This window comes from Streptomyces sp. SID12501, assembly GCF_010550245.1.
Lineage (GTDB): Bacteria > Actinomycetota > Actinomycetes > Streptomycetales > Streptomycetaceae > Streptomyces.
Genome location: NZ_JAAGLU010000060.1, coordinates 15,649 through 34,858 on the forward strand (window position 1 = coordinate 15,649; position 19,210 = coordinate 34,858).

The 19,210-nt window shown below is 68.7% G+C and carries 26 protein-coding genes, 2 tRNA genes and 1 pseudogene; 13 read left to right on the plus strand and 16 right to left on the minus strand.

Annotated elements, in window-relative coordinates; all coding sequences use genetic code 11:
* The first annotated feature begins 348 nt into the window (after nucleotides 1-348).
* Nucleotides 349-540 (plus strand): hypothetical protein, encoded by a 192-nt coding sequence (locus tag G3I71_RS41910; protein ID WP_164323608.1) that lies wholly within the window; start codon nucleotides 349-351, stop codon nucleotides 538-540.
* A 607-nt stretch (nucleotides 541-1,147) separates the two neighbouring features.
* On the opposite strand, the gene G3I71_RS41915 is transcribed toward G3I71_RS41910, so the two are convergent.
* Nucleotides 1,148-1,363: a hypothetical protein gene (locus G3I71_RS41915; RefSeq protein ID WP_164323610.1), complete on the minus strand. Its 216-nt coding sequence runs from the start codon at nucleotides 1,361-1,363 to the stop codon at nucleotides 1,148-1,150.
* Between the two features lie 150 nt (nucleotides 1,364-1,513).
* Between G3I71_RS41915 and G3I71_RS41920 the strand changes: the two genes are divergently transcribed.
* The 8 genes from G3I71_RS41920 (at nucleotide 1,514) to G3I71_RS41955 (ending at nucleotide 6,464) form a co-directional block, all read left to right on the plus strand.
* Nucleotides 1,514-1,918, plus strand: a complete 405-nt coding sequence (locus G3I71_RS41920) for a hypothetical protein (protein ID WP_164323612.1) — start codon at nucleotides 1,514-1,516, stop codon at nucleotides 1,916-1,918.
* Nucleotides 1,919-2,093: 175 nt separating this feature from the next.
* On the plus strand, nucleotides 2,094-2,435 hold the full coding sequence (locus G3I71_RS41925; RefSeq protein WP_164323614.1) for a hypothetical protein: 342 nt from the start codon (nucleotides 2,094-2,096) through the stop codon (nucleotides 2,433-2,435).
* A gap of 101 nt (nucleotides 2,436-2,536) precedes the next feature.
* Nucleotides 2,537-3,103, plus strand: a complete 567-nt coding sequence (locus G3I71_RS41930) for a hypothetical protein (protein ID WP_164323616.1) — start codon at nucleotides 2,537-2,539, stop codon at nucleotides 3,101-3,103.
* A gap of 190 nt (nucleotides 3,104-3,293) precedes the next feature.
* On the plus strand, nucleotides 3,294-4,034 hold the full coding sequence (locus tag G3I71_RS41935) for a DUF6879 family protein (RefSeq protein ID WP_164323618.1): 741 nt from the start codon (nucleotides 3,294-3,296) through the stop codon (nucleotides 4,032-4,034).
* Nucleotides 4,031-4,879 (plus strand): helix-turn-helix transcriptional regulator, encoded by an 849-nt coding sequence (locus G3I71_RS41940; RefSeq protein ID WP_164323620.1) that lies wholly within the window; start codon nucleotides 4,031-4,033, stop codon nucleotides 4,877-4,879. The genes G3I71_RS41935 and G3I71_RS41940 overlap by 4 nt, the downstream gene beginning before the upstream one ends.
* A gap of 87 nt (nucleotides 4,880-4,966) precedes the next feature.
* Entirely contained in the window at nucleotides 4,967-5,431 is a 465-nt protein-coding gene (locus tag G3I71_RS41945; protein ID WP_164323622.1) for a hypothetical protein, read from the plus strand.
* Nucleotides 5,428-5,832 (plus strand): hypothetical protein, encoded by a 405-nt coding sequence (locus G3I71_RS41950; RefSeq protein WP_164323625.1) that lies wholly within the window; start codon nucleotides 5,428-5,430, stop codon nucleotides 5,830-5,832. The genes G3I71_RS41945 and G3I71_RS41950 overlap by 4 nt, the downstream gene beginning before the upstream one ends.
* 221 nt (nucleotides 5,833-6,053) lie before the next feature.
* Nucleotides 6,054-6,464 carry a hypothetical protein gene (locus G3I71_RS41955; protein ID WP_164323627.1) on the plus strand — a complete coding sequence of 137 codons (411 nt, stop codon included), beginning with the start codon at nucleotides 6,054-6,056 and terminating at the stop codon, nucleotides 6,462-6,464.
* Between the two features lie 100 nt (nucleotides 6,465-6,564).
* Here G3I71_RS41955 and G3I71_RS41960 read toward each other — a convergent pair whose 3' ends face one another.
* The 13 genes and pseudogenes from G3I71_RS41960 to G3I71_RS42015 all read right to left on the minus strand — a co-directional run bounded on the left by G3I71_RS41960 (nucleotide 6,565) and on the right by G3I71_RS42015 (nucleotide 13,370).
* Nucleotides 6,565-7,176 (minus strand): hypothetical protein, encoded by a 612-nt coding sequence (locus G3I71_RS41960; RefSeq protein ID WP_164323629.1) that lies wholly within the window; start codon nucleotides 7,174-7,176, stop codon nucleotides 6,565-6,567.
* Between the two features lie 35 nt (nucleotides 7,177-7,211).
* The gene (locus G3I71_RS41965; RefSeq protein ID WP_164323631.1) at nucleotides 7,212-7,496 is read right to left on the minus strand and encodes a hypothetical protein; all 285 of its coding nucleotides are present in this window, start codon (nucleotides 7,494-7,496) and stop codon (nucleotides 7,212-7,214) included.
* Nucleotides 7,497-7,638: 142 nt separating this feature from the next.
* Nucleotides 7,639-7,812: a hypothetical protein gene (locus G3I71_RS41970; RefSeq protein ID WP_164323633.1), complete on the minus strand. Its 174-nt coding sequence runs from the start codon at nucleotides 7,810-7,812 to the stop codon at nucleotides 7,639-7,641.
* A complete protein-coding gene (locus G3I71_RS41975; protein WP_164323635.1) occupies nucleotides 7,800-8,021 on the minus strand; it encodes a hypothetical protein in 222 nt (73 codons plus the stop codon). The genes G3I71_RS41970 and G3I71_RS41975 overlap by 13 nt, the downstream gene beginning before the upstream one ends.
* A complete protein-coding gene (locus tag G3I71_RS41980) occupies nucleotides 8,021-8,269 on the minus strand; it encodes a hypothetical protein (protein ID WP_164323637.1) in 249 nt (82 codons plus the stop codon). Before G3I71_RS41980 ends, G3I71_RS41975 begins: the two co-directional genes overlap by 1 nt.
* Nucleotides 8,269-8,685, minus strand: a complete 417-nt coding sequence (locus G3I71_RS41985; protein ID WP_164323639.1) for a hypothetical protein — start codon at nucleotides 8,683-8,685, stop codon at nucleotides 8,269-8,271. Before G3I71_RS41985 ends, G3I71_RS41980 begins: the two co-directional genes overlap by 1 nt.
* Nucleotides 8,686-8,709: 24 nt before the next feature.
* Nucleotides 8,710-8,847 (minus strand): annotated as a pseudogene (locus G3I71_RS53025) (HGGxSTG domain-containing protein); the annotation flags it as partial.
* A 73-nt stretch (nucleotides 8,848-8,920) separates the two neighbouring features.
* Nucleotides 8,921-9,646, minus strand: coding sequence for a hypothetical protein (locus G3I71_RS41990; RefSeq protein ID WP_164323641.1), 726 nt, complete (start codon nucleotides 9,644-9,646; stop codon nucleotides 8,921-8,923).
* Nucleotides 9,643-9,912, minus strand: a complete 270-nt coding sequence (locus tag G3I71_RS41995) for a hypothetical protein (RefSeq protein WP_164323585.1) — start codon at nucleotides 9,910-9,912, stop codon at nucleotides 9,643-9,645. The genes G3I71_RS41990 and G3I71_RS41995 overlap by 4 nt, the downstream gene beginning before the upstream one ends.
* A 233-nt stretch (nucleotides 9,913-10,145) precedes the next feature.
* Nucleotides 10,146-12,485, minus strand: coding sequence for a bifunctional DNA primase/polymerase (locus G3I71_RS42000; protein WP_164323643.1), 2,340 nt, complete (start codon nucleotides 12,483-12,485; stop codon nucleotides 10,146-10,148).
* Nucleotides 12,482-12,736, minus strand: coding sequence for a hypothetical protein (locus G3I71_RS42005; protein ID WP_164323645.1), 255 nt, complete (start codon nucleotides 12,734-12,736; stop codon nucleotides 12,482-12,484). Before G3I71_RS42005 ends, G3I71_RS42000 begins: the two co-directional genes overlap by 4 nt.
* A gap of 188 nt (nucleotides 12,737-12,924) precedes the next feature.
* Entirely contained in the window at nucleotides 12,925-13,140 is a 216-nt protein-coding gene (locus tag G3I71_RS42010) for a DNA-binding protein (protein ID WP_164323647.1), read from the minus strand.
* A complete protein-coding gene (locus G3I71_RS42015; protein ID WP_164323649.1) occupies nucleotides 13,140-13,370 on the minus strand; it encodes a helix-turn-helix domain-containing protein in 231 nt (76 codons plus the stop codon). The genes G3I71_RS42010 and G3I71_RS42015 overlap by 1 nt, the downstream gene beginning before the upstream one ends.
* Nucleotides 13,371-13,550: 180 nt before the next feature.
* Between G3I71_RS42015 and G3I71_RS42020 the strand changes: the two genes are divergently transcribed.
* On the plus strand, nucleotides 13,551-14,138 hold the full coding sequence (locus tag G3I71_RS42020) for a helix-turn-helix transcriptional regulator (RefSeq protein ID WP_164323651.1): 588 nt from the start codon (nucleotides 13,551-13,553) through the stop codon (nucleotides 14,136-14,138).
* A 39-nt stretch (nucleotides 14,139-14,177) separates the two neighbouring features.
* Nucleotides 14,178-15,398: a site-specific integrase gene (locus G3I71_RS42025; protein WP_164323653.1), complete on the plus strand. Its 1,221-nt coding sequence runs from the start codon at nucleotides 14,178-14,180 to the stop codon at nucleotides 15,396-15,398.
* Nucleotides 15,399-15,493: 95 nt separating this feature from the next.
* Here the strand turns inward: G3I71_RS42025 and G3I71_RS42030 are convergent.
* Nucleotides 15,494-15,566: transfer RNA gene (locus G3I71_RS42030), tRNA-Arg, on the minus strand.
* Between the two features lie 207 nt (nucleotides 15,567-15,773).
* Nucleotides 15,774-15,864 (minus strand) — tRNA-Ser (locus tag G3I71_RS42035).
* A 218-nt stretch (nucleotides 15,865-16,082) separates the two neighbouring features.
* On the opposite strand from G3I71_RS42035, the gene G3I71_RS42040 reads away from it, so the two are divergent.
* Together G3I71_RS42040 and G3I71_RS42045 are read left to right on the plus strand one after the other, a co-directional pair.
* Nucleotides 16,083-16,706 carry an SSI family serine proteinase inhibitor gene (locus tag G3I71_RS42040; RefSeq protein WP_164323655.1) on the plus strand — a complete coding sequence of 208 codons (624 nt, stop codon included), beginning with the start codon at nucleotides 16,083-16,085 and terminating at the stop codon, nucleotides 16,704-16,706.
* Nucleotides 16,707-16,975: 269 nt separating this feature from the next.
* Nucleotides 16,976-19,210 (plus strand): PAS domain-containing protein (locus tag G3I71_RS42045; protein WP_164323657.1); only part of this gene is annotated, 2,235 nt, incomplete at its 3' end.

Here is a 19,210-nt window from a genome sequence, read left to right on the forward strand (position 1 = left end):
GTGCTTCTTCCAAGTAACGCTGGGTTGGATCGAGGCTGTAGTGAGTTCGCTGTGGGTATCAACTCTTCACATCAGCGACCGCACTGCACAGAAGATCATTCATACGCACCAGATAACGCCCGACGAGATCCGTGACGCAGTGGTCTGCCGCCCGGGTCTGCACTACGTCTGGGATGAACATCCCGAAAGAGGAAGGCGAGCGACTGTAGAGATCCTTCTACGAGGTCGCAAAGTTCTTATCGTTTTGTTTCCAGCTATCGACCCTCTGGGGGATGCGTGGCACCTTGGCAGTGCCTACCGCGTCGGCTGACGATGGCCGGGGGGACGACGATGAGAGAGGATGGTCGTATGAGTGACGACGACTTCTACGAGGACGACGAGCCGGTGACCGACGTGATTCGCCGCTTCGAAGAGGGTGAAAAACACGTCACAACGCCGCCCTCTCAGGGCACGACGGAACGGGCAGCCTTCGGGTACTGGCCGACGCCGGCCCTGTCCAGCGAGACCAACCACACGAGCAGGGAACTCGCAGGACGCTGATGGCAACACCGATCACAGCACAGCTGATTCTGTGCGATGCGGCACAGTCGGAAAACAATGGAAAGCTCCACATGCTGGGGGCAGGGTGGTCCCGGACAGGATCCCCGACAGCACCAATGGCCCTAGCCGTGCTCCTGAAGATCCCATGGGATCGTGCGAATGAAAAGATCACGATGAGCTTCGTGCTGCTTGACGCAGACGGGCATGAGGTGTTCATTCCGACCCAGCAAGATCCGCAAGCGATCAGGCACGATTCAGAGATCGAAGTTGGACGACCGCCGGGACTAGAGCATGGCTCGCCCATCGACGCTTCGTTCGCGCTAAACATCGGCCCTCTGCCCCTTCCCTTCGGACGGTATGAGTGGCGCCTTGACTTGTCCGGGGAGACGACGAGCGCTTCGTTCGCCGTGCAGCAGGCTTCACTCCTGCGATAGTCCAGCTATCGGCGCCGATCCCCTTGCGAGGGGGTCGGCGCCACCTGTTTGACGGACCACTCGGGAGCCGCCTCCCCGCCCAACCTTCCGTAAGCTGAGAACCAGTGCCTCAGGACGCCGGGCTAGACGATCCGGTATCAGAAGGGTGAGCGTGGAAGGACGGTCTCGTTCCTTCAGCTCTCCCACGCGGCAGGCCCGCCACCGCGCCACTCGATCAGCCCGGACTCGGCGACGTACGCCTCGTCCACGTACTCGATCCCGGCACGGCGCAGGAACTCGGCGATGTCCCGCAGCCCGTACGCACGGCCGAGGATCTCGCCGTCGACACGCACGCGCCGGCCGCCGTCCTCGTCAGGCGGGTACACGACCACGCGCATCACGGAAGCCATGCCGTCAGCCTGGCGCGCCCGGCGAGGGAGCGCACGTTGAGCCATCTGCCTGGGCAATCCCCGCGATCAGGCGGAGCGCCGCGAGGGTGGCGAGGGCATCCTCCCGAGATGAACAGCCCACAGAGTGAAGACCAGGAACCCGGTCGCCGTATGAGCGCGGGCCCGCTGTTCAACCGCGCGGAGACCGAGCGCCGGCTCGGGCCGGCGGCCGTCGCCGAGTCCCGGCGCAACGCCGCTGCCGCTCCGCCGCTCCGCCCGGAACAGATCGCGTTCCTCCGGGGGCTGTTCGCCTCGGTCCGGTTCGCCGAGCGGTGTACCGCGAACCCTCCTCTGACAGGCCACGAGCCCAAGCCAACAACACCAGAGCAGCCAACCCGCCGCTCCCAGGCGATCCGTGCGGCGGCTGAAGCTCTGGTCGACGCGGTTGCCGAGCGCGCGTCACGGACGCCTCGTGAAGCCGCAGAAGCCGCTTGGTATCCCGGCCACCCGCTCGGCTCCGTCGAGGCGATCGAGGCCGAGATCATCCGCCGCCGCGCCACCGATCCGGCCGCATGACCCGCGAGGAGCGGCACGCGATCCTCGGCGACGAGGGCATCGGGCCAGACCCAGGCGCCCGCCGCCGACCTCCCTGCCTCACTCTCCGGTGGTAATTCGGGTGAAAGCAGTGACAGTCGTCCGCAACGTCAGCACACTGCCTCAGACACCACCAATCATCACCGGGAGCAGCGCCATGGCCAGCAGCCCCTACTTCAACCAGCCCCTCGCCCCCGCCCGGCCCCGCATGTTCAACACCACCATCGCCAAGGTGATCTGGACGATCGTCCCCGTCGTCACCCTCGGCCTGTGTGCGGCCGTCCCGTTCGTCGTCGCCGCGGTGAAGGGTGTGGTGAAGCCGTGGCTGGCCATCACCTACGTGGTCGGGGAGATCGCGATCATCGGTATCGCCATGGCTATCGACCCGTCGGGGGATGGAGGGAGCCCGATCGCAGGGTTCCTGCTGCTGATCCTGATCATCACAGCGGCGACGCACACGGCGCTCCTCGACAACGACAAGATCAGCATCGGTAAGTAGCCGCAAGGAACGCCCAGTGTCACAACACGGACACACCGGCCACGCACCCACCCCGCGCCGAGCATGATGCCCACCTCGACATGCACGTCCTTGGGGGGACCATGACCGACAGCACGCCACCACCCATGCCCGGCTTCCCGCCGCCGCTCCCGCCCGAGCCGTCGGCCCCGGCGAAGAAGAACCGCACCAACCTGGTCATCATCGGCGCGGCCACTGCCGTCATCGCGGCGATCATCGGCACCGGCATCGTCGTCGTGCAGGCCACAGACGACGACAGCCAGCGGGCCACCACCACCGCGTCGAGCGCCCCGGACGAGGACGTCGTGACCGCCGCCGCGGAGGAGCCGGACCCGGAGCCGACGTTCGCGGAGGTCGACTCCGACAGCTTTGAGATCAAGCTGCGCACCACCGAGCGGCAGTGCTTCGGATCGGCGGGCTGCAATGTGACGGTCGAGCCAGACATGACCCTGTTGGTCGACAGTGCGGACCTTGACCCGGATGCGGTGTACGAGATCACGTATGAGATCCGTGGTGACGAGGACGGGCCGGTGATTGAGACGGCGGAGTTGTCGGATCAGACGAGTCTGAACTTCACGCCCTCTTTGGTCAGTACGTCTTCGGCGAGCAAGAAGCTTTCCGTGGAGATCACCGACGTGCAGGTGCGTTGAGGCCAAGCCCAATGCTCAGGCTCCGCCCGGAACCCGTCCCGGGCGGAGCCTTCGTCGTGTGGTGGGCTCCTGCCCTACTTGCGCGCAATCCGAGCACCCTCGTACATACGGGCAATCTGCCGCAATCCCCGGGCGCGCGCCGCCAATCCTGCGCATGCTGGACCTCCAACCAGCGCAGGCGGAGGGCGACATGACGCTCAGGTTCATCGGCACGACCAGCGACGACGGAGACTGCCCCACCCTGTACGACATCGAGGGCACGGACGAGATCCTCGTCCAGGGCGAGCGGGAGACCGACCCCGAGCACCTCGCCCACCTCCGGGACGTCAAGCCGTCCGAGACCTTTGTCCGCGTCCCGCGTAGCCTCCTCGCCCGCTACGCGCCCCGGGCCGAGGCCCCTGAGCTCCAGCCGTTCGCCTCGGTCTCCCACCTGTTCCGCGAGTTCCGCCACACCGCCTTCCGCCTGGAGGCCCGCCGCGGCTACGCCTCCGACCGCAACTCCCCGATGTGGCCGCGGTTCCTCGCGGGCGAGGACGTGGCCGGCGAGCCCGACAACGCGTGGCGTGAGAACGTCCGCGCGCAGACCGCGCAGGGCAAACGGTTCGAGCGCGTCCGGCTCGTCGACGACCCTCCCACCCGAGGGCAGGAGTTCCTCCTCGCCCGCGCCCCCAGCAACGTCGCCGCAGGCGAGGACATCCGCAATCTCACCCGTGGCCAGGCGCACGAACTGCGGCTGCCGGACGGCGACTTCTGGCTCTTCGACTCGAAGACCGTGGCCCGGTTCGCGTTCGATGACGAGGACACCACCCTCGGCGTGTACGTCACCGAAGACCCGTCCGAAGTCCTCGCCGCCTGCCAGGCCCGCGACGCCGCATGGCATCACGCAATCCCTGCCGCCGAGTTCGCCGGGCAGGTACGTTCCACCGTGTGAGCACGGACTTCCAGACCGCCAGAGAGGCCCTCGGCGCGCGCCTGCGGGAGCTGCGTGTCGAGGCCGGTCTCGAAGGCAAGGACCTCGCCGCCGCTCTCGGCTGGCAGGCGTCGAAGATCTCCCGGCTCCAGAACGGGAAGCAGACCCCCAGCGCCGCCGACCTGACCGCGTGGGCGCAGGGAATCGGCCGCCCGGACGTCGAGCCCGAACTTCACGGACTGCTGGCCGGGCTGGAGATGAAGCAGCGCCACCGGTCCTGGCGACGGCAACTGGCCGGCGGACACCGTGGCCGCCAGGAGATCGCCGTCCGGCAGACCGACGCCACCACCCTGATCCGCGGCCTCGAAGTGTCCCGTATCCCGGGCCTGTTCCAGACACCGGAGTACGCCCGCGTCATCTTCGACTCCAACGCGGAGTTCCGCAGCATCCCGTCGACGACCGAGGCCGCGGTCGAGGCGCGCATGCGGCGGCAAGAGGCGCTGTACGACCCAGAGAAGACGTTCCGGTTCCTCGTGTGCGAGGCAGCTCTGTATCACCGCTCGTGCCCCGTGGACGTCATGGCGGAGCAACTGGACCGGCTGTACAACCTCGTCGGTCAGCGCAGGATCGAACTCGGCATCCTGCCGTTCGGCGCGCAGCTGCGTCGTACGGCCCCGCACGCCTTCTGGATCTATGACCGGCGGCTGGTCATCGTCGAGACGATCAGCGAAGAACTCTGGCTCACCGGCGAGGACGACATCCAGCTGTACGAACGGGCGTGGGACTGGCTCGCAGAGTCGGCCGAGTACGGGGCGCCGGCGCGCCGCCTGATCGGCCGGGCGAGAGCCTCCCTGGACCTGGCGTAGGCAATCCCCTGCAAGCAGCGGACCCGTATGCGCAATCGCGCGCAATCGCCGCGCGAGCGCGCAACCGGACTCCCTACGGTCCTGGTCATGGTCCTACCGACACCGCTCGCCGAGTTGTACGAGGCCGGGGACGCGTGGCTCGCCGACTGCGCCGCGCGCCCGGACCTCGCACGCAGGGCGTGGACCCTGGAAGCCCTCGCTCCCATCGCCAGCGGATCGCACTGGCTCGCCGCCGAATCGATGCTCGTCGCCGGCATGCAGGCCCTGAACCGCATCCGCGAGGAACACCGCGGTCCCGTCCTCGTTGATCCCCTGCTCGACCGGGCCTGGTGGCTGGTGCCCCCCGACGCCGCCGAGGAGTTGGCCGACGTGCGCTCCGTCCTGGTGCAGCCGCCTGGCACGCCACTGCACTGCCCGCCGACCGGCTGGCAGGCGTGCGGTCGCTTCTGGCTGTCCCGGCCTGACGGCTCGGGCCGGCTCACTGACTCTGCCGTTCTCGCCGCCGCGTTCGGCCCCGGCGGCAACCGACTTCCCACGGAGGCGCCCGGATGACCACGACACCGTTCCTCGATCAGGATCAGGAGGACACCGACGCCCCGCCGTTTGAGGAGCTGCTGCTGAAGGCAGCAGCCTCGCCCCGCGAACAGGCCGCCGTACGGGCCCTGGTGGATGAGGAACAGATCCTCAGCCGCCCCGCCTTCCGCAGGGCTCTCGTCTGGGACACCGTCGAGGGCATTGAGTTCTCCTGGCAGAACCTCGCCTGCTACCTGTACGGCCTGGAACTGAACGACTCCGAGCGGGGGTTCGTCGACCTCGTCCTGTCCATCGCGTCACCGCATCAGACCAGCCTCACGCGCGTGATGGACCTCGACGAGCGGCGCCTCGCGATCCTCTTGCGCGCCATGATCAGCCTGTCGGGCGTCGACACCCTCGCCGTGGGCACACGCCTCTGAACTCTCGCCGCTGGCCCCGTGGCCGACTGTGAGAAGGGGTGGGCGTCCTCGTCTCCCCCGATCGGGGACGGCCGCCGTACGAACGCCCGTCCGCTCTCAGCACCCCAGGCGCTACGAGAGCGGGCGGGTCACCCTCTCGGGTCACAACAGGGCCATACCAGCCATACAACGGTGCTCATCCCACCATGATGCGACTCCACCGCACACGTCCTGGGGGAACCATGCGCCACACAGCCGCCGCCCTACTCACCGCCACCCTGCTCGCCACGCTCACCGCCTGCGGCACCAGCAGCAGCGGCGACGACAAGCCCGCTGCGAAGCCGAGCCCGACACCGACCGTCAGCAAGAAGGACCAGTACCTGAAGGCCGCGCGCGACATCACGTTCAACGGTGCGCCGACCGACACCGAACTGCTCGTCTTCCCGATGCTGTGGTGCCAGGAATTGGAGTCGGGGCACAGCGTGGAGTGGATGTTCGACATCACGGGTGGGGGCGGTCTATACCCGGTGGGCGAAACCTGGGGCACGAAGAAGGCGGATGCGAACTCACTGCTGGTGGCCGGGGTGAAGGCGTATTGCCCGGAGAACCTGGACGCGGTGCAAGAGGAGTTGCGGGCGTCGGGCGAGTACTGACCCCGCGACCCACAGCGGCACCTCATGCGCGAGACCAACCGCCACGCGGCGGCGCCCGGCACCCCCGAAGGGAGACCGGGCGCCGTTCCGCAACCGTGTACTACCCCGCCAGACGGGCGAACAACTCGCGCGCCGGCGCACCCTGCGCGACCACCTGATGCAGTGGCGTACGCGCCATTGAGGCAGCCGGGTGCCGCGCCCCGAACTCAGCCTTCACCAGCCGCGCCACCACCTCACCGAGCACCACATCCGGCCCGACCGGCCCGAACACCCGACCGCCGACACACACCAGGCCGTTGGAGCCGGCACCCTCCTCGTACTGGCTGACTGCCTCGTCGACGAGCGGCAGGGCGAGTTCCAGCAGACGGGCGTGCGCGGCGCCCACAGCGCCCGTGTGCGCCTCCGTGACGGCCAGCAGGCGCAGTAGCGCCGTACGCGCCTCCTCAGCCGCCGCAGCAACCCCCGAGGCGCTCTTGTCCAACCCGCCCGCGAGCTTCTTCAGCTCGGCCGCGTGCGGCGTCGCAGCAGCCTTGCGCACTTCGAGTGCAGCGTCCTGCCGCTCCTTCGCCGTCCGCAGCCCCTCCAGCCGCCGACGCCCCCGCTCGACCGCCTCCGCGGTGTTGGGGGCGCCACTGTGCCGCGCCCGGTCCATGCGCTCCCGGACCTCCTCGAACGAAGCCTCGGCCGTCTCGACGTCCATCGTTGTGATCATGTTCGTTTCCCTTCCCAGCTCTCTGTGATCCCGCGTCAGCTGATGCTGAACGGGTGACGGTGGCCGACCACCTGCCTGCGCTGCGCCACCATGCGCGCGCCCGGCCCGTCGAAAACGCCGTCGGCGACGACCTCGGCCACCTGCTCCGACTCCCGCAGCTTCGCCATGGCTTCGAGGTCCGCGACCGTGCCGCGCCCTCCGTCATTGAGCGCCTCGGCCGCCTCGCGCCAGGCCGCGAGCATCAGCCGTGTGGCGGCCCGCCCCCGCCCTGTCGCCGACATTTCGAATGCCGCCCTGTGCTTCGCCTCGTCCTGAGTCATCGCCGTTCCTTCCTGTCTTCGTTACCTGCTGAACCGGTCCTACCGGTAACCGCCCGGACAGACGTCCGCCCGGGCCGCTTCCAATCCCCCACGGGTACGCGCCAGACCCGGCCCGGCGGACCCCGCGCCACAACCGGCCCGGTCACCACCGGCTCGCCTCCCAATCGCCGGACTCCAGGGCCTCGGCAACCTCCGCCAGTTCCTCCTCGTCGCAGCCTTCGAGCAGCTCGAAGATCTCCGCACCCAGCGCGCGGGCCTCCGGCGGGCCGTCCTCCAACCACCCCGCAGCCACCCCGAACGCCTTCACCGCAGCCACCCGCCCTCGATGCCCACGACCTCGTACGACAGCACCGAGTCCGCGCCCGCCAAGGTCAGCCGGTACGCATCCGAGTCCTGCCGCTCGTACGCCCGTACACCGCCGATCGACCACAGCAACGCACCGTGCCGGGCCGCCTCCGCCAACACCGCCCGCTCACCCGGCCGGCCGTGCTCCAGCCAATCCGCCGCCCTCTTCAATCCGTCCATCACGTGCTCCTCTCTCCACCATCCGAAGCCGCGGCAGGACCGGGCCCCGCCTCCAACGCCCCACGCATCTCCCGCAGACGGCGCGGCACCACCACATCCGCCGTACGCCGCTGCTCCACCGACAGCTCCAAGTCGCCGAGGACACCCCGCAGCAGACCGGCCATCACCTCGGCGACCCGCTCGGGCAACTCCGCCAACTCCACGTCACGCTCCAGCCGTAGCGCGGCCACACCGAACAGGTCCGCCATCACTCCACGCTCCGAAGGTGTCGCGCAGCCGCACGCCGCGCCTGCTCTGCCTGCTCCCCGCTCACGCCCGCCGCAGCGAGCGCGGCGTTGATCGCGCCGATCACCGCGTCCGCCTGCTTCTCGGTCACCTGGACGAGGCGCTCCTCGATGTTCAGGCGGGCGATCGCAGAGAGCACGGCCACCGCACGGTCCATCGCGCGTTCGTACAACGCGATCTCGGCACGCAACTGCTCCGCCCCGTTCGCACCCCGATACCGGATGCCGTCCTCCAGCCCGTTCACGAGCGCTGCCGTCGCCGACTGCCACGCCAACACCTGGCCGGCCAGCTTCAGCAGCGCCTCCAGCGGATCCGCGACCGGAGAGACACCCAACTCGGCGAGGACCTGGCGGGCCTCCACCTCCACCTGCCTGCGCACGGCCGCAGCCTTCGACTGAGGGGCAGCGCCACCGTGATACCGGCACACGGACTGGCCCCGCAACGGCCGGTTGCCGCACGGCGCACCGTCCGTACGGCGGGCAGAGCAGTGCCGCCGACCCATCGAAGCGTCGTCCTGCGGTGGACCTATCGAAGCTGCCATGGGGGATGTCCTTTCTGAGATGCTGTTGGGTGGCCGGCCCCGATACCCGCGGGGCCGGCCGTTGTTGTGCGGGTCAGGCGGTTCCGCCGTCGAGGGCGGGGCCGCGCCTGGCTCGGCGGAGGGCCTCCTCCTCGGTCATCCCGTCCGTACGGAACATGTCGTCGTATGCGTTGCCGCCCGTCGGCGTGCCATCCACGGTGACCGTGGGGATGTCCTTGAGCTTGTCGCCCCAGACCTTTCGCATGGCGTGCCCGAAGGCGGGGAGCGAGTTGTCCATGAACTCCTTGCTCCAGGGGCTCGACATGATCAGGGCCGGGAGGCGGTCGCGGGAGATCAGCCAGTCCCCGGAGTGCGACCACCGTCGTCCGCCCGCGTCGGGCTTGGCCTCGGGGTCGTCCTCGATGAGGTCGAGTCGGAGGTCGATGTAGTCGAGGAGGCATTCCCAGCCGAGGCGGCCGTCGCCGCGTTCCTCGTCGTGGTCCCGCTGGTCACGGACGGCGTATCCGTGCTGGAGGCGGGCCCAGGCGTCGGCCTTGTGGAGGGGCCAGCCGAGGGCCTCAGCGATGTCGGAGAGGAGGAGGTACTCCTCGTCCTCGGTGACGTAGACGACGGGCGCCTCGCCGAAGCCGGCCAGGTCGATGACGGTCCCGGCGGGCAGAGGGGCCAGCGGCTTCACCGCGCTGATGCGTTCGAGGGCGGCGACCGCGCGGGCGGTCTGCTCTTCGGGTCCGTAGTCGAGGAGCAGCGCGTCGTGCTTCGCGACGACCTTCTCGGCGAACGGGGTGTGGATGGTGATCACTGGTTCTCCTCGGTGGTGGTTGCGGCTCCGTCGGTCGGAGTCGCAGATCTGTCCGGCGTACGGACGGAAGCTCGGTGGTCGTCGCCCTGGCGCTGCTCCTGCTCGGCGAGGTGGGCGAGCTTCGCGGCGTGCCGTCTGGCGATCCCGTACCGGCGGGCTTCGGCGAGGGACTGGCGGCGCTCCTTCGCGGCCTGGACCCGGATGCGGGCGGCGGCGATGCGGGCCTGTACCGCCTGCTCGACGGCCGACGTGCTGGACTCGGTCACGGAGACTCCTGTTTCTGGAGTGTCGGTAGCGATCGTTTGTGACTCTGTGTGGTGTCGGACCTTCGGGTGTCGGACCCTGAAGGTCCGACAGTGGGTCGTGAGGTGACCTGGGGGTTCGCGTGTATCGCGATTTCCAACTAGAGCAATTTGTGTATTAATGTCTGATTTTGAAGAGAGGGGCTGTCGGACCTTCGAGTCCGACAGGTCCGACGGTCCGACAGCACCCCCCGTAGTCACGACTGCTCCGGAGCGACTGAACCGGCGGACAGAAGGGCGCCATCGGCCAGCAGCACCAGCCAGCCTTGTTCGCACCCGTACTGGAGCGCCGCCGACCACAGAGAATCCGTCGCTCCGGACGCCCGGTACTTGTCGCGGTCCGGCTTCTTGATGCAGTTCCGGTTCACGTCACGCACCGGGATCTCACAGTCGTGCCGCGTGAGGTAGCGGTGGGCCCGCTTGGCGACGTTCATGACTGACGGGTGCACACCGTTGACGACCTCGTACACCGCCGCCTGAGACTCCGCAGCCGTCAGGACGGCCTCCGCGCGCCGCGCGTCCAGCTCGGCCTGTGTGCGCCGCTTGGCCGCGTCCTGGACTCGGCCGCGTACTTTCCTGGACGTCTCCCACATCACGGTGGCCATGTCCCAGTCCTCGGTCTTGACCTTGGTGCGCCCGTGGAGGAGCGCCAGCAGCGCGGCACACTTCAGTCGCCACAGCGGCTCGTGCGTATCCAGCGGAGCGGTGGCGCCACGGCCGAAGGAGATCGCCAAGGCCAGTTGGTCCAGCTCGTCCGTGACGTGCTCGGGTACCGAGATGGTGGTGCCGCGGAGTCCGGACACCCATGTCGTGACAGGGACGTCCTTGCCGTTCCGGATGGTGACGGTGACCGGGTCGGTGGTAGCCGGCCTCTTCTCCGGGGTGTCGGGGCCGAGGGTGGCATGCGCCCAGGCGAGACGCTGCGGGAGACCGATGGATCCCATCTCCAGCAGCTTCGCCGCAGGCTCCTCCTGTACGCCGAGTGACATGGACAGCGTGTATGCGCCCTTGGGGAGAGCGCGGCGCCGCTCGACCTCGGCGTTGGAGGTGCCCTGGCGTTCGCTCATCCACGCCTTGCAGAGGACGCCGTTGAGGGTGGCGGCGGCGGACATCTGCGCCATGGCGTCGAGGACGCTTCCTTCGGTGGCGAGGGCGTAGCCGCGGGTCCTCCTCTGGATGAGGATCTTCTTCTTCCCGTCGTCGTCATCGGGGTCGATGTCGAGGTCCAGGTATGCGGCGATCAGGCCCTGTCCGGTGGAGATGTCGATGTATGCGAGGTCGACCATGGGGAACGGGGTGAGTTCCTCGGCGGTGTTCTCGGCGTTGCCCTTGCCGCTGCCGGACGGGCCGAACAGTCCGCAGTACCAACCGATGGTGGCGGGCTGGTGGATGCCGCTGTCGACGCGGACCGTGGGGTCTGCCATAGCGGCGGTGCGGGCGAGGACCGCGTGAAGGACAGCGTCGGGTGAGGCGCGGCGTGCACAGGCCATCTGCTGAATCCGCTGGAGTACGGCCGTGGCGTTCCAGAAGGTTGCGGGCAGCCTGTCCGCAGGCTCAGCGGTCGTCTCGCCTGAGTCCTCTGGAGGTTCGTCCTGCCGATGGGCACTCTCGCGTCCCACCGGTGGCCATGGGTCCCGGGGCTGCGCCATACCGGCGCGCAGCCCGGACTCAACCGTCTGGAGCGCACGGCCCTCGGGATGGTTGCCCGCGCGGGCCGCGGCGAGCAGGTGCTCGCGGGCCTCGCCCTCGGCGAGCGCGCCCGCGCCGACCAGCGTGCCGAAGTTGAACGCGGCCGTGTTGATCGTGTTGTTCTGGTCGCCCTCCGGCGCGCGGGTGATCGCGTCGCACTCGTCCTGGAGCACTTTGCGGGTGTAGGAGTCGAGGCGGTCCATGGAGATGGAGATGGAGGCCACCGGTGCAGCCGGTGCAGCCGGCCGGGCAGTGAGGGCGTCGAGGAGCCACGCGGGCGCCTGTACGGGCGCCTGCTCGGTGTTCTCCAGGGTGTAGATGACGCCGGTCGCGTGGACCGAGCCAGGGCCGATGACGTACGCGTTTCCGGCTCGTACGTCGCCGTCGAACTGCCCCTTCAGGGTGCCGAGTCTGTTGCCCAGTTTGAGGCCTGCCGGGGCCCAGAAGTAGTCGTGGTAGCCCTTCGCGGTGAGGACGCGCATGGTCACGGGCCAGGTCTCGCCGCGAGCCTTGGCGACGTCCTCGATGGCGCCGGGCCGGTCGCTGTCGACGACGACGAGCTGTTCGCCGGCCGGGCCGCGACAGGCGCCGATGTACACGGCGACGTTCTGCGGCCGTCGGGTGAGCTGACGGCGGATCTCCTCGGGGTCCACCGTGTGGTCGCGGGTGAACGCCACGGAGGGATGCTTGCCCCGCTGCTCGCAGGTTGCCGGGTCGTGTCCTCGGCCGATTCCGGAGCACTGAGGCAGCGCGGGGTGGTCGGCGGGGAACGTGGCGAACTGGCGCTCAGTGAGCCAGAGTCCACCCTTTACCGCCGTCGACTCCGCCGCTTGCTGCTCGTCGTTCACTCGGGGATCTCCGTCTTGTTCTTCGCGGCCTGCTCGGCGATGGCGAGAAGGTCGGCGACCCATCTCCGAGCGCAGGTGCGTACGGCCCGCGGGGAGGGCTGCTCGTCGAGGTGGGCGCGGATGCTGTCGAGCACGAGGGCCCTGCGGGCGCGTTCGCGGTGGTACTGGGCGATCAGTTGCTCGCGGTCGTGCGCATCGGATTCCCCGGCCGCAGAGGCGACCAGGGTTCCGATGGCGTGACGGCTGTTCACGCAGACCTCGACGTGAGCCGTACAACACAGAGTTCGGCACGGCTGGCCGTAGAATCGGTCACGGTGATGGATCCACTTCTCTCAGCGATTCCCCGGGTGCTGTCGAGGCGGCCTGGGGTTTCGCGCTTTCTCGGGTCTGTCGCTGAGGCCCTGCTGCTGGCGCTCGAATCGCCGACAGCAGGGCCGTCCTATGCGCCCTCCAAGAGGGCGATGAGGGAATTGGTGATCACGACGTGGCGCCGGCCGTACGACAGCGTCTTGACGGGCGCCTCACCACGCTTGATCAGCGCATAAAGCTGGGACTGGCTGCACCCGATCGCGATCGCGGCCTGCGGCACGCTCACGGTGGCGGCCCACCCCTTCACCTCCGCGAGAGTCGGCGCCTTGGCCTTCGGCTCGGCCATCAGGCGCCCCCGGCGTTCTGGCCGCGGAGGAAGCGCTCAACATCCCCGCGCAGGTACCTGATGCGGCCGGCGCGGCCAGGCGTGAGCTTCGTGTACGGGATGCCGACCCCCAGGGACCGGTGATTGGCCAGCGTCTGGACGCTGAACTTGGTGAGCGCCGCGGTCTCTCGTGGCGTCAGCCATTCGTCCGCGTTCTGCGCCGTGAACTCAGGGGCGAGGCTCCTGGACACAGCCACTCCTTGTCTGGATTTTCCATGCAAGTCTTGCGGTATCCCGGTAATCTCCGGGATAGTGCTGACGCTAGCCGAATCAGCACATCCGTCGCAACCATCCAGGCAATATCTGGAAAATCTCGACGGATGCGGGACCGTCAAGACAGGGTGGAATGAATGAGTGCTACGGCGCGCACGGTGGCCGACAACGTCAGGCGGTTGCGCACGGCGCGAGGCATGAGCCTGCGCGCCCTGTCAGTCGAGCTGAAAGGGGTCGGCCACCCGCTGAGCGCGGACGCTCTCAATAAGATCGAGAACGGTCGTACTCCCGCGCCGGGCGCGGAAGAGCCGAAGCAGATTCGGCGCGTGGACGTCGACGACCTAGTGGCGCTCGCCCAAGCCCTGCGGGTGTCTCCGAAGTCCCTTCTCCTGCCGTGGACCGAGACGCCGAACACGCCAGTCGAGATCACGGGTGCAGGCTCCGTCACGGCTACCGCAGCGTGGCAATGGGCGGACGGCCAGAAGCCGTTGGCAGCCGCAGATGACGATCGATACGGGGAGCTTCTGCGCTTCCGCGTGGACTCCACCCCGGCGTGGGCGCGGAGCCCCCTGGACGATCGATACAACGAGATGCTGACCGAGTCTGTCGCGAAGCTGGCCATGTTCGAGGGCAAGGGCCGCGTCAAGTTCGAGAACAACGGGCTCTCGGTGTACGACACCGATGGCCGGCTCATCCGTCGCACAGAGCTGGCCGTCAATCAGGTGGATGTCGAGGGCGAGTCGTAAACAGGCCCACCACTGATCACCCACACAGAGGGAGAATCCATGGCGGATCCCATCAAGAAGATCGCGCTCAAGGGTGGCGTCACCCGGTACCGGTTCGTGGTCGATGCCGGCTACGAACCAAGGAAGGACAAGGTCACCGGTACCGTGATCATCAACCCGGAGACGGGTGAGCCGGTCATGAAGCGCAAGCAGCTCACCGTCACGAAGGACACGAGGAAGGAAGCACTCGCCGAGTACTCGCGCATCCAGCACCAGAAGGCCAACGGCACGTTCGTGGTCCCGACCAAGACGACCGTGGCCGAACTGATCGACGCGTGGCTGAAGGTGTCCACGCGTGACGTCGAGCGGGCAACCGCGCGGTCGTACGAGGACGCGATGCGGTACGTCCGTACGCACCTCGGACATCGGCGCCTCCAGGAACTGACCGAGGACGACATCGACTCATTGGTCGACTGGATGCTGACCAGCGCGCGGCGCATCGGAGGGAAGCCCGGGACCGGACTCAGCGTGCGTACCGTGAGTCTGACGCTCGGTCGGCTCCGGGCCGCGCTGAACCTGGCGATCCGCCGGGGCCTGGTCGCGCGGAACGTCGCCGAGCACGCGGTAATCCCGAGGCAGGCCCGCAAGGACGACAAAGCCCGACAGAAGGCCCGGACTCCGTGGACCGAGGACGAGGTGAAGGTGTTCCTCGCCCATGTGGCCGGCGACCACCTGCACGCGGTGATGCTGCTGTCCCTGATCGGGATGCGGCCGGCCGAGGTCTGCGGAGTGCGCTGGTCGGACGTCGACTTGGACGTGGGCACGATCCGGGTAGAGGCGACGCGCACGCTGGTGGCGGGCGAGGTGATCGAGAAGGACACCAAGTCCGAGGCGGGCGAGCGGTGGCTTCCCCTACCCACGGTCGTGCTGGCGGCACTGAAGGCGTTCCGTGCGCGCCAGGCCAGAGAGAAGCTAAAGGCTGGCGAGGGATACGACGCATCCGGCCGCGTGGTCGTCGACGAGCTGGGCGCCGCGGTCAAGACGGACTGGCTTCGTCGGCGGGCGTACGAGCGGATGCAGTCGGCGGACGTTCGGAAGGTGCGGCTGTACGACGCGCGGCATGCCTGCCTGTCGTGGATGGCGAACAACGGCGTACCCGACACGGTGGTGTCGGCGTGGGCCGGTCACGCAGACCTCGGCTTCACGAAACGGATCTACGTGCACCCCGATCCGCAGTCCCTGAAGGCGGGTTCGGACAAGCTCGCCGAGCTACTCGGCTGAGCATGATCAACAAGCAATGTGAGAAATTGTGAGACGTTACGACAGAGGCCCCGATCCTCCGAAGAAGAATCAGGGCCCTGACCTGGTAATTGCTGTGCACTCGGCAGGATTCGAACCTGCAACCTTCTGATCCGTAGTCAGATGCTCTATCCGTTAAGCTACGAGTGCTTGTGTCTTCTGTTGTGTTTGCTCTTCCTTCCGGGGTTTTCGACCCGGTTGGCGTTGCGGGAACAACATTACATGACTGGCGGCGTGAGGTGAAATCCGTTTGCCTCACCCTGCCTGAGCTGCGGAAACGACCGTTCGGGGCCTGTTGGAGCATCCGGGAACGACCGAAGCCCCGGTCAGTCATGACCGGGGCTTCGGGATGAGGTGCGGAGGCGGAGGGATTTGAACCCTCGATGGGATGTAAGTCCCAAACCGCATTAGCAGTGCGGCGCCATAGACCGGACTAGGCGACGCCTCCAGCACAACCTCCCGCGCGAGCGCGAGTGGTGCGTGCAGATGATGACACAGACGAGCGCGGTGTCACCAATCGCCTCCCACGGTACTAGGCAGGTGGGGCGCAGGGCAAAGGCGTTGTGCCCGCCGATGGAGGGTGATGCCGCGTTATGCCGCCGTGCTGTCCAGTGACCGCCGGCCCCGCTCGCGCAACGTCCTATCGCGTCGGGCGTTAGTCAGGTCATGTTCAAGGTCACCGCTCATGCGCCTCGCGCCCCGCACACCGCCGCCATTCCTCCCGCCGCTACTCCTCCCGCCGCTACTCCTCCCGCCGCTACTCCTCCCGTCGCCACTCCTCCTCCCGTCGCCTGGACCGGCGGCGCCCTCCGCCGCCTCGTCTTCGCCGCCACCGCCGGCGTCTCCCTGGCCGCGGCCTCCTTCTCCGCCGTGCCCTCGGCCGCGTACGCCGACGCGGGCCCCCAGACGCGCCCCCTCACGCCCTTCGCGCCCTTCGCGCCCCTCCTCACGCCCATGGGGCGCGCCTCCGACCACCTCACCGTCACCGTCCGCGGCACCGGTGGGCGTGGGGACGGGCGGTTCGAGTTGTACTGCCATCCCGGTGGCGGCTCTCACCCCGACGTCGATGACGCCTGCGGGTCGCTCGACCGGGGGGCCCGGTGGGGGAAGGATCCGTTCGCCCCCGTGTCCCCCGACAGCGTCTGCACGATGATGTACGGGGGTCCGGCGACCGCACATGTGACCGGGACCTGGGCCGGGCGTCCCGTGGATGCCACGTTCGACCGCAGCAACGGGTGCCAGATGGACCGCTGGAACCGGCTCGTACCGCTGCTGCCCGATCTTCGGTGAGCCCTCGCCAGGCTCCCCGGCCAGGCTTCTGACCGGCGCGGTAAGGCATCCAGGGGTCCCCACAACACAGTCACAGGAGCCCCGTAGCGCATAAGTGGTGTGAAAGGCACCGTCACAGCCTCTCTGTCACTTCGTCGTGCGACCTCCCTCTCATCCGGCGTCGCGAGCGCAACCACTGCCCTTAGACTCCCTCGCGTGACACGTTGCGGACCGGTAGGCAAGATGGCGTCCGCGGTAGGCAAGGTGCGGTAACAGGGAGGAAGCGTCTCGTGAGCAGCAGGCCATCCCGAGGCGCTGCTCGCCTCGCAGCAATACTCGACGCGCTGCCCGATGCGTTGGTGCTGGTCAACGCCAATGGGACCGTCGTCAACGCCAATACGATCGCCCTCGGGGCCTTCGAGACGCCGGGCACCGCCCTCGTCGGGCGTGGGCTCCTCGATCTGCTGCCGGAGTTCGACTCGCGGCTGATCCCCGGCACCATGCGGCGCCCCGATTCCATGGACCCGCACGGGCAGACCAAGCCGACCCGGATGATCGCCCGGCGGACGGACGGGAGCGAGTTCCCCGTCGAGGTCACCAGCGCGACTCTTGAGAACGGCCAGCAGGCGTACGACAACTACAGCTACGGCAATGACGAGCTGCTCATGCTCGTCGTACGGGATCTGTCGGGCACCGTCGACACCGAGGCCGAACTCGCGCGTTCGCAACGTCAGACCGAGATGATCCTGCGTGCCGCCGCCGAAGGGGTCGTCGGGACGGACACCGACGGGCGGGTTGTTCTCGTCAACCCCGCTGCCGCCCAGATACTCGGCTACCGGGCCAGTGATCTCGGCGGGCGCGAGCTGCACACACTCGTCCTGCACTCGCGCGCCGACGGCGAGCCCTTCCCGTACGGCGAGTCGCCGCTCGCCGACACCCTGCGGTCCGGGCGCAAGCACCGGGTGCGCGGGCAGGTGCTGTGGTCCAAGAGCGGGGACAAGGTCTCCGTCGACCTGACGACCGCGCCCGTCCGGGACGGCGACCAGCTCGTCGGCGCCGTGATGACCTTCACCGACCGGCGTCCGTACGACTCGCTCGCCGAGGAGAAGGACGCCGCCGACAAGCTGCACGAGGAGGAGCTGGAGCGGGTCGCCGAGGAGCACGCCTCCGAGCTCACCGCCCTGCGCCAGCAGCACGTCGCCGAGATCGAGCAGCTGCGCGAGGAGCACGAGGAGGAACTCGCCGCGGGTGACGACCGGTACGCGGCGCTCGCGGAGCGTGAGAAGGACCGGTACGAGGCACTGGCCGGCCGGCAGGAGCAGTTGCTCGTGCTGCTCGGACGTTCGCTGCGCGGACCCCTCGACGAGCTGCGCCGCGAACTGGCCACCCTCGCCGCCGACGACGCCGGACAGCTGTGGCCCGAGGCCAACCAGGTGCTGCACCATCTGTCGGCCGGTTACTCGCGCATCACCACATTGGTCGACAACGTCCTCTCCTACCAGCGGCTCGACACGGGCGCCGATTCCATCACCCGTACGAAGGTGATGCTCGACGCCGTCGTCGCCGCCGGGGTCGACGGTGCCGTCGAACTGATCGGGCCCGGGCGCGTCCAGTTCGCCGTGCACGCGCCGCCCATAGAGGCCGAGGTCGATCCGCAGCGCCTGGCCACCGCCCTCGCGCACCTCGTCGCGGACGTCGCCGGCGTCGACGCGACCGGCAACGCGCCCGTCTCCGCCGGCGGTTACATGGACAACACGGTCGTCGTGGCCGCCGCGCAGCGCGGTGAGGTCGTACGGATCGAGGTGCGCGGGCCGTACGCCGGGGGAGACCCGGTGCACGAGCCGATCGTGCGCGGGATCGTGCGCGCCCACGGCGGAGTGCTCCAGACGCACGAGGTGCCGGGCATGAGCGGCAGTGCGTACGTCCTTGAGGTGCCCATCGGGGGCGGGGCGGGCGCGGTGGTGGCCGAGGTCGGGGCCCCGCAGGTGGGCGTCGGCGCCGAGCTGGCCGTGCACGGGCAGGAGTCGGGCGACAGCAACGGCAACGGTGGTGTCAGCGGGCGGCGACGGGCGCGGCGGTCGTCTGTGGACGCCTTCCTGGAAGCCGACGTTCCGGAAGTCGTGCCCGAGGTGGACACCGATACCGAGTCCGAGTCCGAGTCCGGTGACTCCGGCAACGGGGCGGTCCCGCCCACCGGGCGGCGCCGGAGGCGTGCGGCCGAGGAGGCCGCCGTTGCCTCGGCGCCCGCTCCCCAGCCACAGACGCAGACCCCGCCCCAGGCACAGGCGCAGTCCCAGGTGCAGTCCTCCGTCGAGGGGGACGGCGGTACGGGGCGCCGGCGTGGTCGGCACAGCCCTGCCGACGCGGGCGATCCGAACGGTGGCGGCGGTGTCGCCACCGGTGCCGTCGTCCTGGCGGGCGAGCACGGCGGGAGCACGGCTGCCGTGGGGACCGGCCTGGGCGGGACGGTGCCGCCGCAGGGCGTGCCCGGTGCTCCGGGCCGGGGCGCCGGAGGCGAGCAGCAC

Excerpts from the sequence above, each read along its gene's own strand:
- G3I71_RS41910 (WP_164323608.1), top strand. The coding sequence starts at position 349 with ATGAGTGACGACGACTTCTACGAGGACGACGAGCCGGTGACCGACGTG.
- G3I71_RS41915 (WP_164323610.1), bottom strand. The coding sequence starts at position 1,363 with ATGGCTTCCGTGATGCGCGTGGTCGTGTACCCGCCTGACGAGGACGGC.
- G3I71_RS41920 (WP_164323612.1), top strand. The coding sequence starts at position 1,514 with ATGAGCGCGGGCCCGCTGTTCAACCGCGCGGAGACCGAGCGCCGGCTC.
- G3I71_RS41925 (WP_164323614.1), top strand. The coding sequence starts at position 2,094 with ATGGCCAGCAGCCCCTACTTCAACCAGCCCCTCGCCCCCGCCCGGCCC.
- G3I71_RS41930 (WP_164323616.1), top strand. The coding sequence starts at position 2,537 with ATGACCGACAGCACGCCACCACCCATGCCCGGCTTCCCGCCGCCGCTC.
- G3I71_RS41935 (WP_164323618.1), top strand. The coding sequence starts at position 3,294 with ATGACGCTCAGGTTCATCGGCACGACCAGCGACGACGGAGACTGCCCC.
- G3I71_RS41945 (WP_164323622.1), top strand. The coding sequence starts at position 4,967 with ATGGTCCTACCGACACCGCTCGCCGAGTTGTACGAGGCCGGGGACGCG.
- G3I71_RS41950 (WP_164323625.1), top strand. The coding sequence starts at position 5,428 with ATGACCACGACACCGTTCCTCGATCAGGATCAGGAGGACACCGACGCC.
- G3I71_RS41955 (WP_164323627.1), top strand. The coding sequence starts at position 6,054 with ATGCGCCACACAGCCGCCGCCCTACTCACCGCCACCCTGCTCGCCACG.
- G3I71_RS41960 (WP_164323629.1), bottom strand. The coding sequence starts at position 7,176 with ATGATCACAACGATGGACGTCGAGACGGCCGAGGCTTCGTTCGAGGAG.
- G3I71_RS41965 (WP_164323631.1), bottom strand. The coding sequence starts at position 7,496 with ATGACTCAGGACGAGGCGAAGCACAGGGCGGCATTCGAAATGTCGGCG.
- G3I71_RS41975 (WP_164323635.1), bottom strand. The coding sequence starts at position 8,021 with ATGGACGGATTGAAGAGGGCGGCGGATTGGCTGGAGCACGGCCGGCCG.
- G3I71_RS41980 (WP_164323637.1), bottom strand. The coding sequence starts at position 8,269 with ATGGCGGACCTGTTCGGTGTGGCCGCGCTACGGCTGGAGCGTGACGTG.
- G3I71_RS42010 (WP_164323647.1), bottom strand. The coding sequence starts at position 13,140 with ATGGCCGAGCCGAAGGCCAAGGCGCCGACTCTCGCGGAGGTGAAGGGG.
- G3I71_RS42025 (WP_164323653.1), top strand. The coding sequence starts at position 14,178 with ATGGCGGATCCCATCAAGAAGATCGCGCTCAAGGGTGGCGTCACCCGG.
- G3I71_RS42040 (WP_164323655.1), top strand. The coding sequence starts at position 16,083 with ATGTTCAAGGTCACCGCTCATGCGCCTCGCGCCCCGCACACCGCCGCC.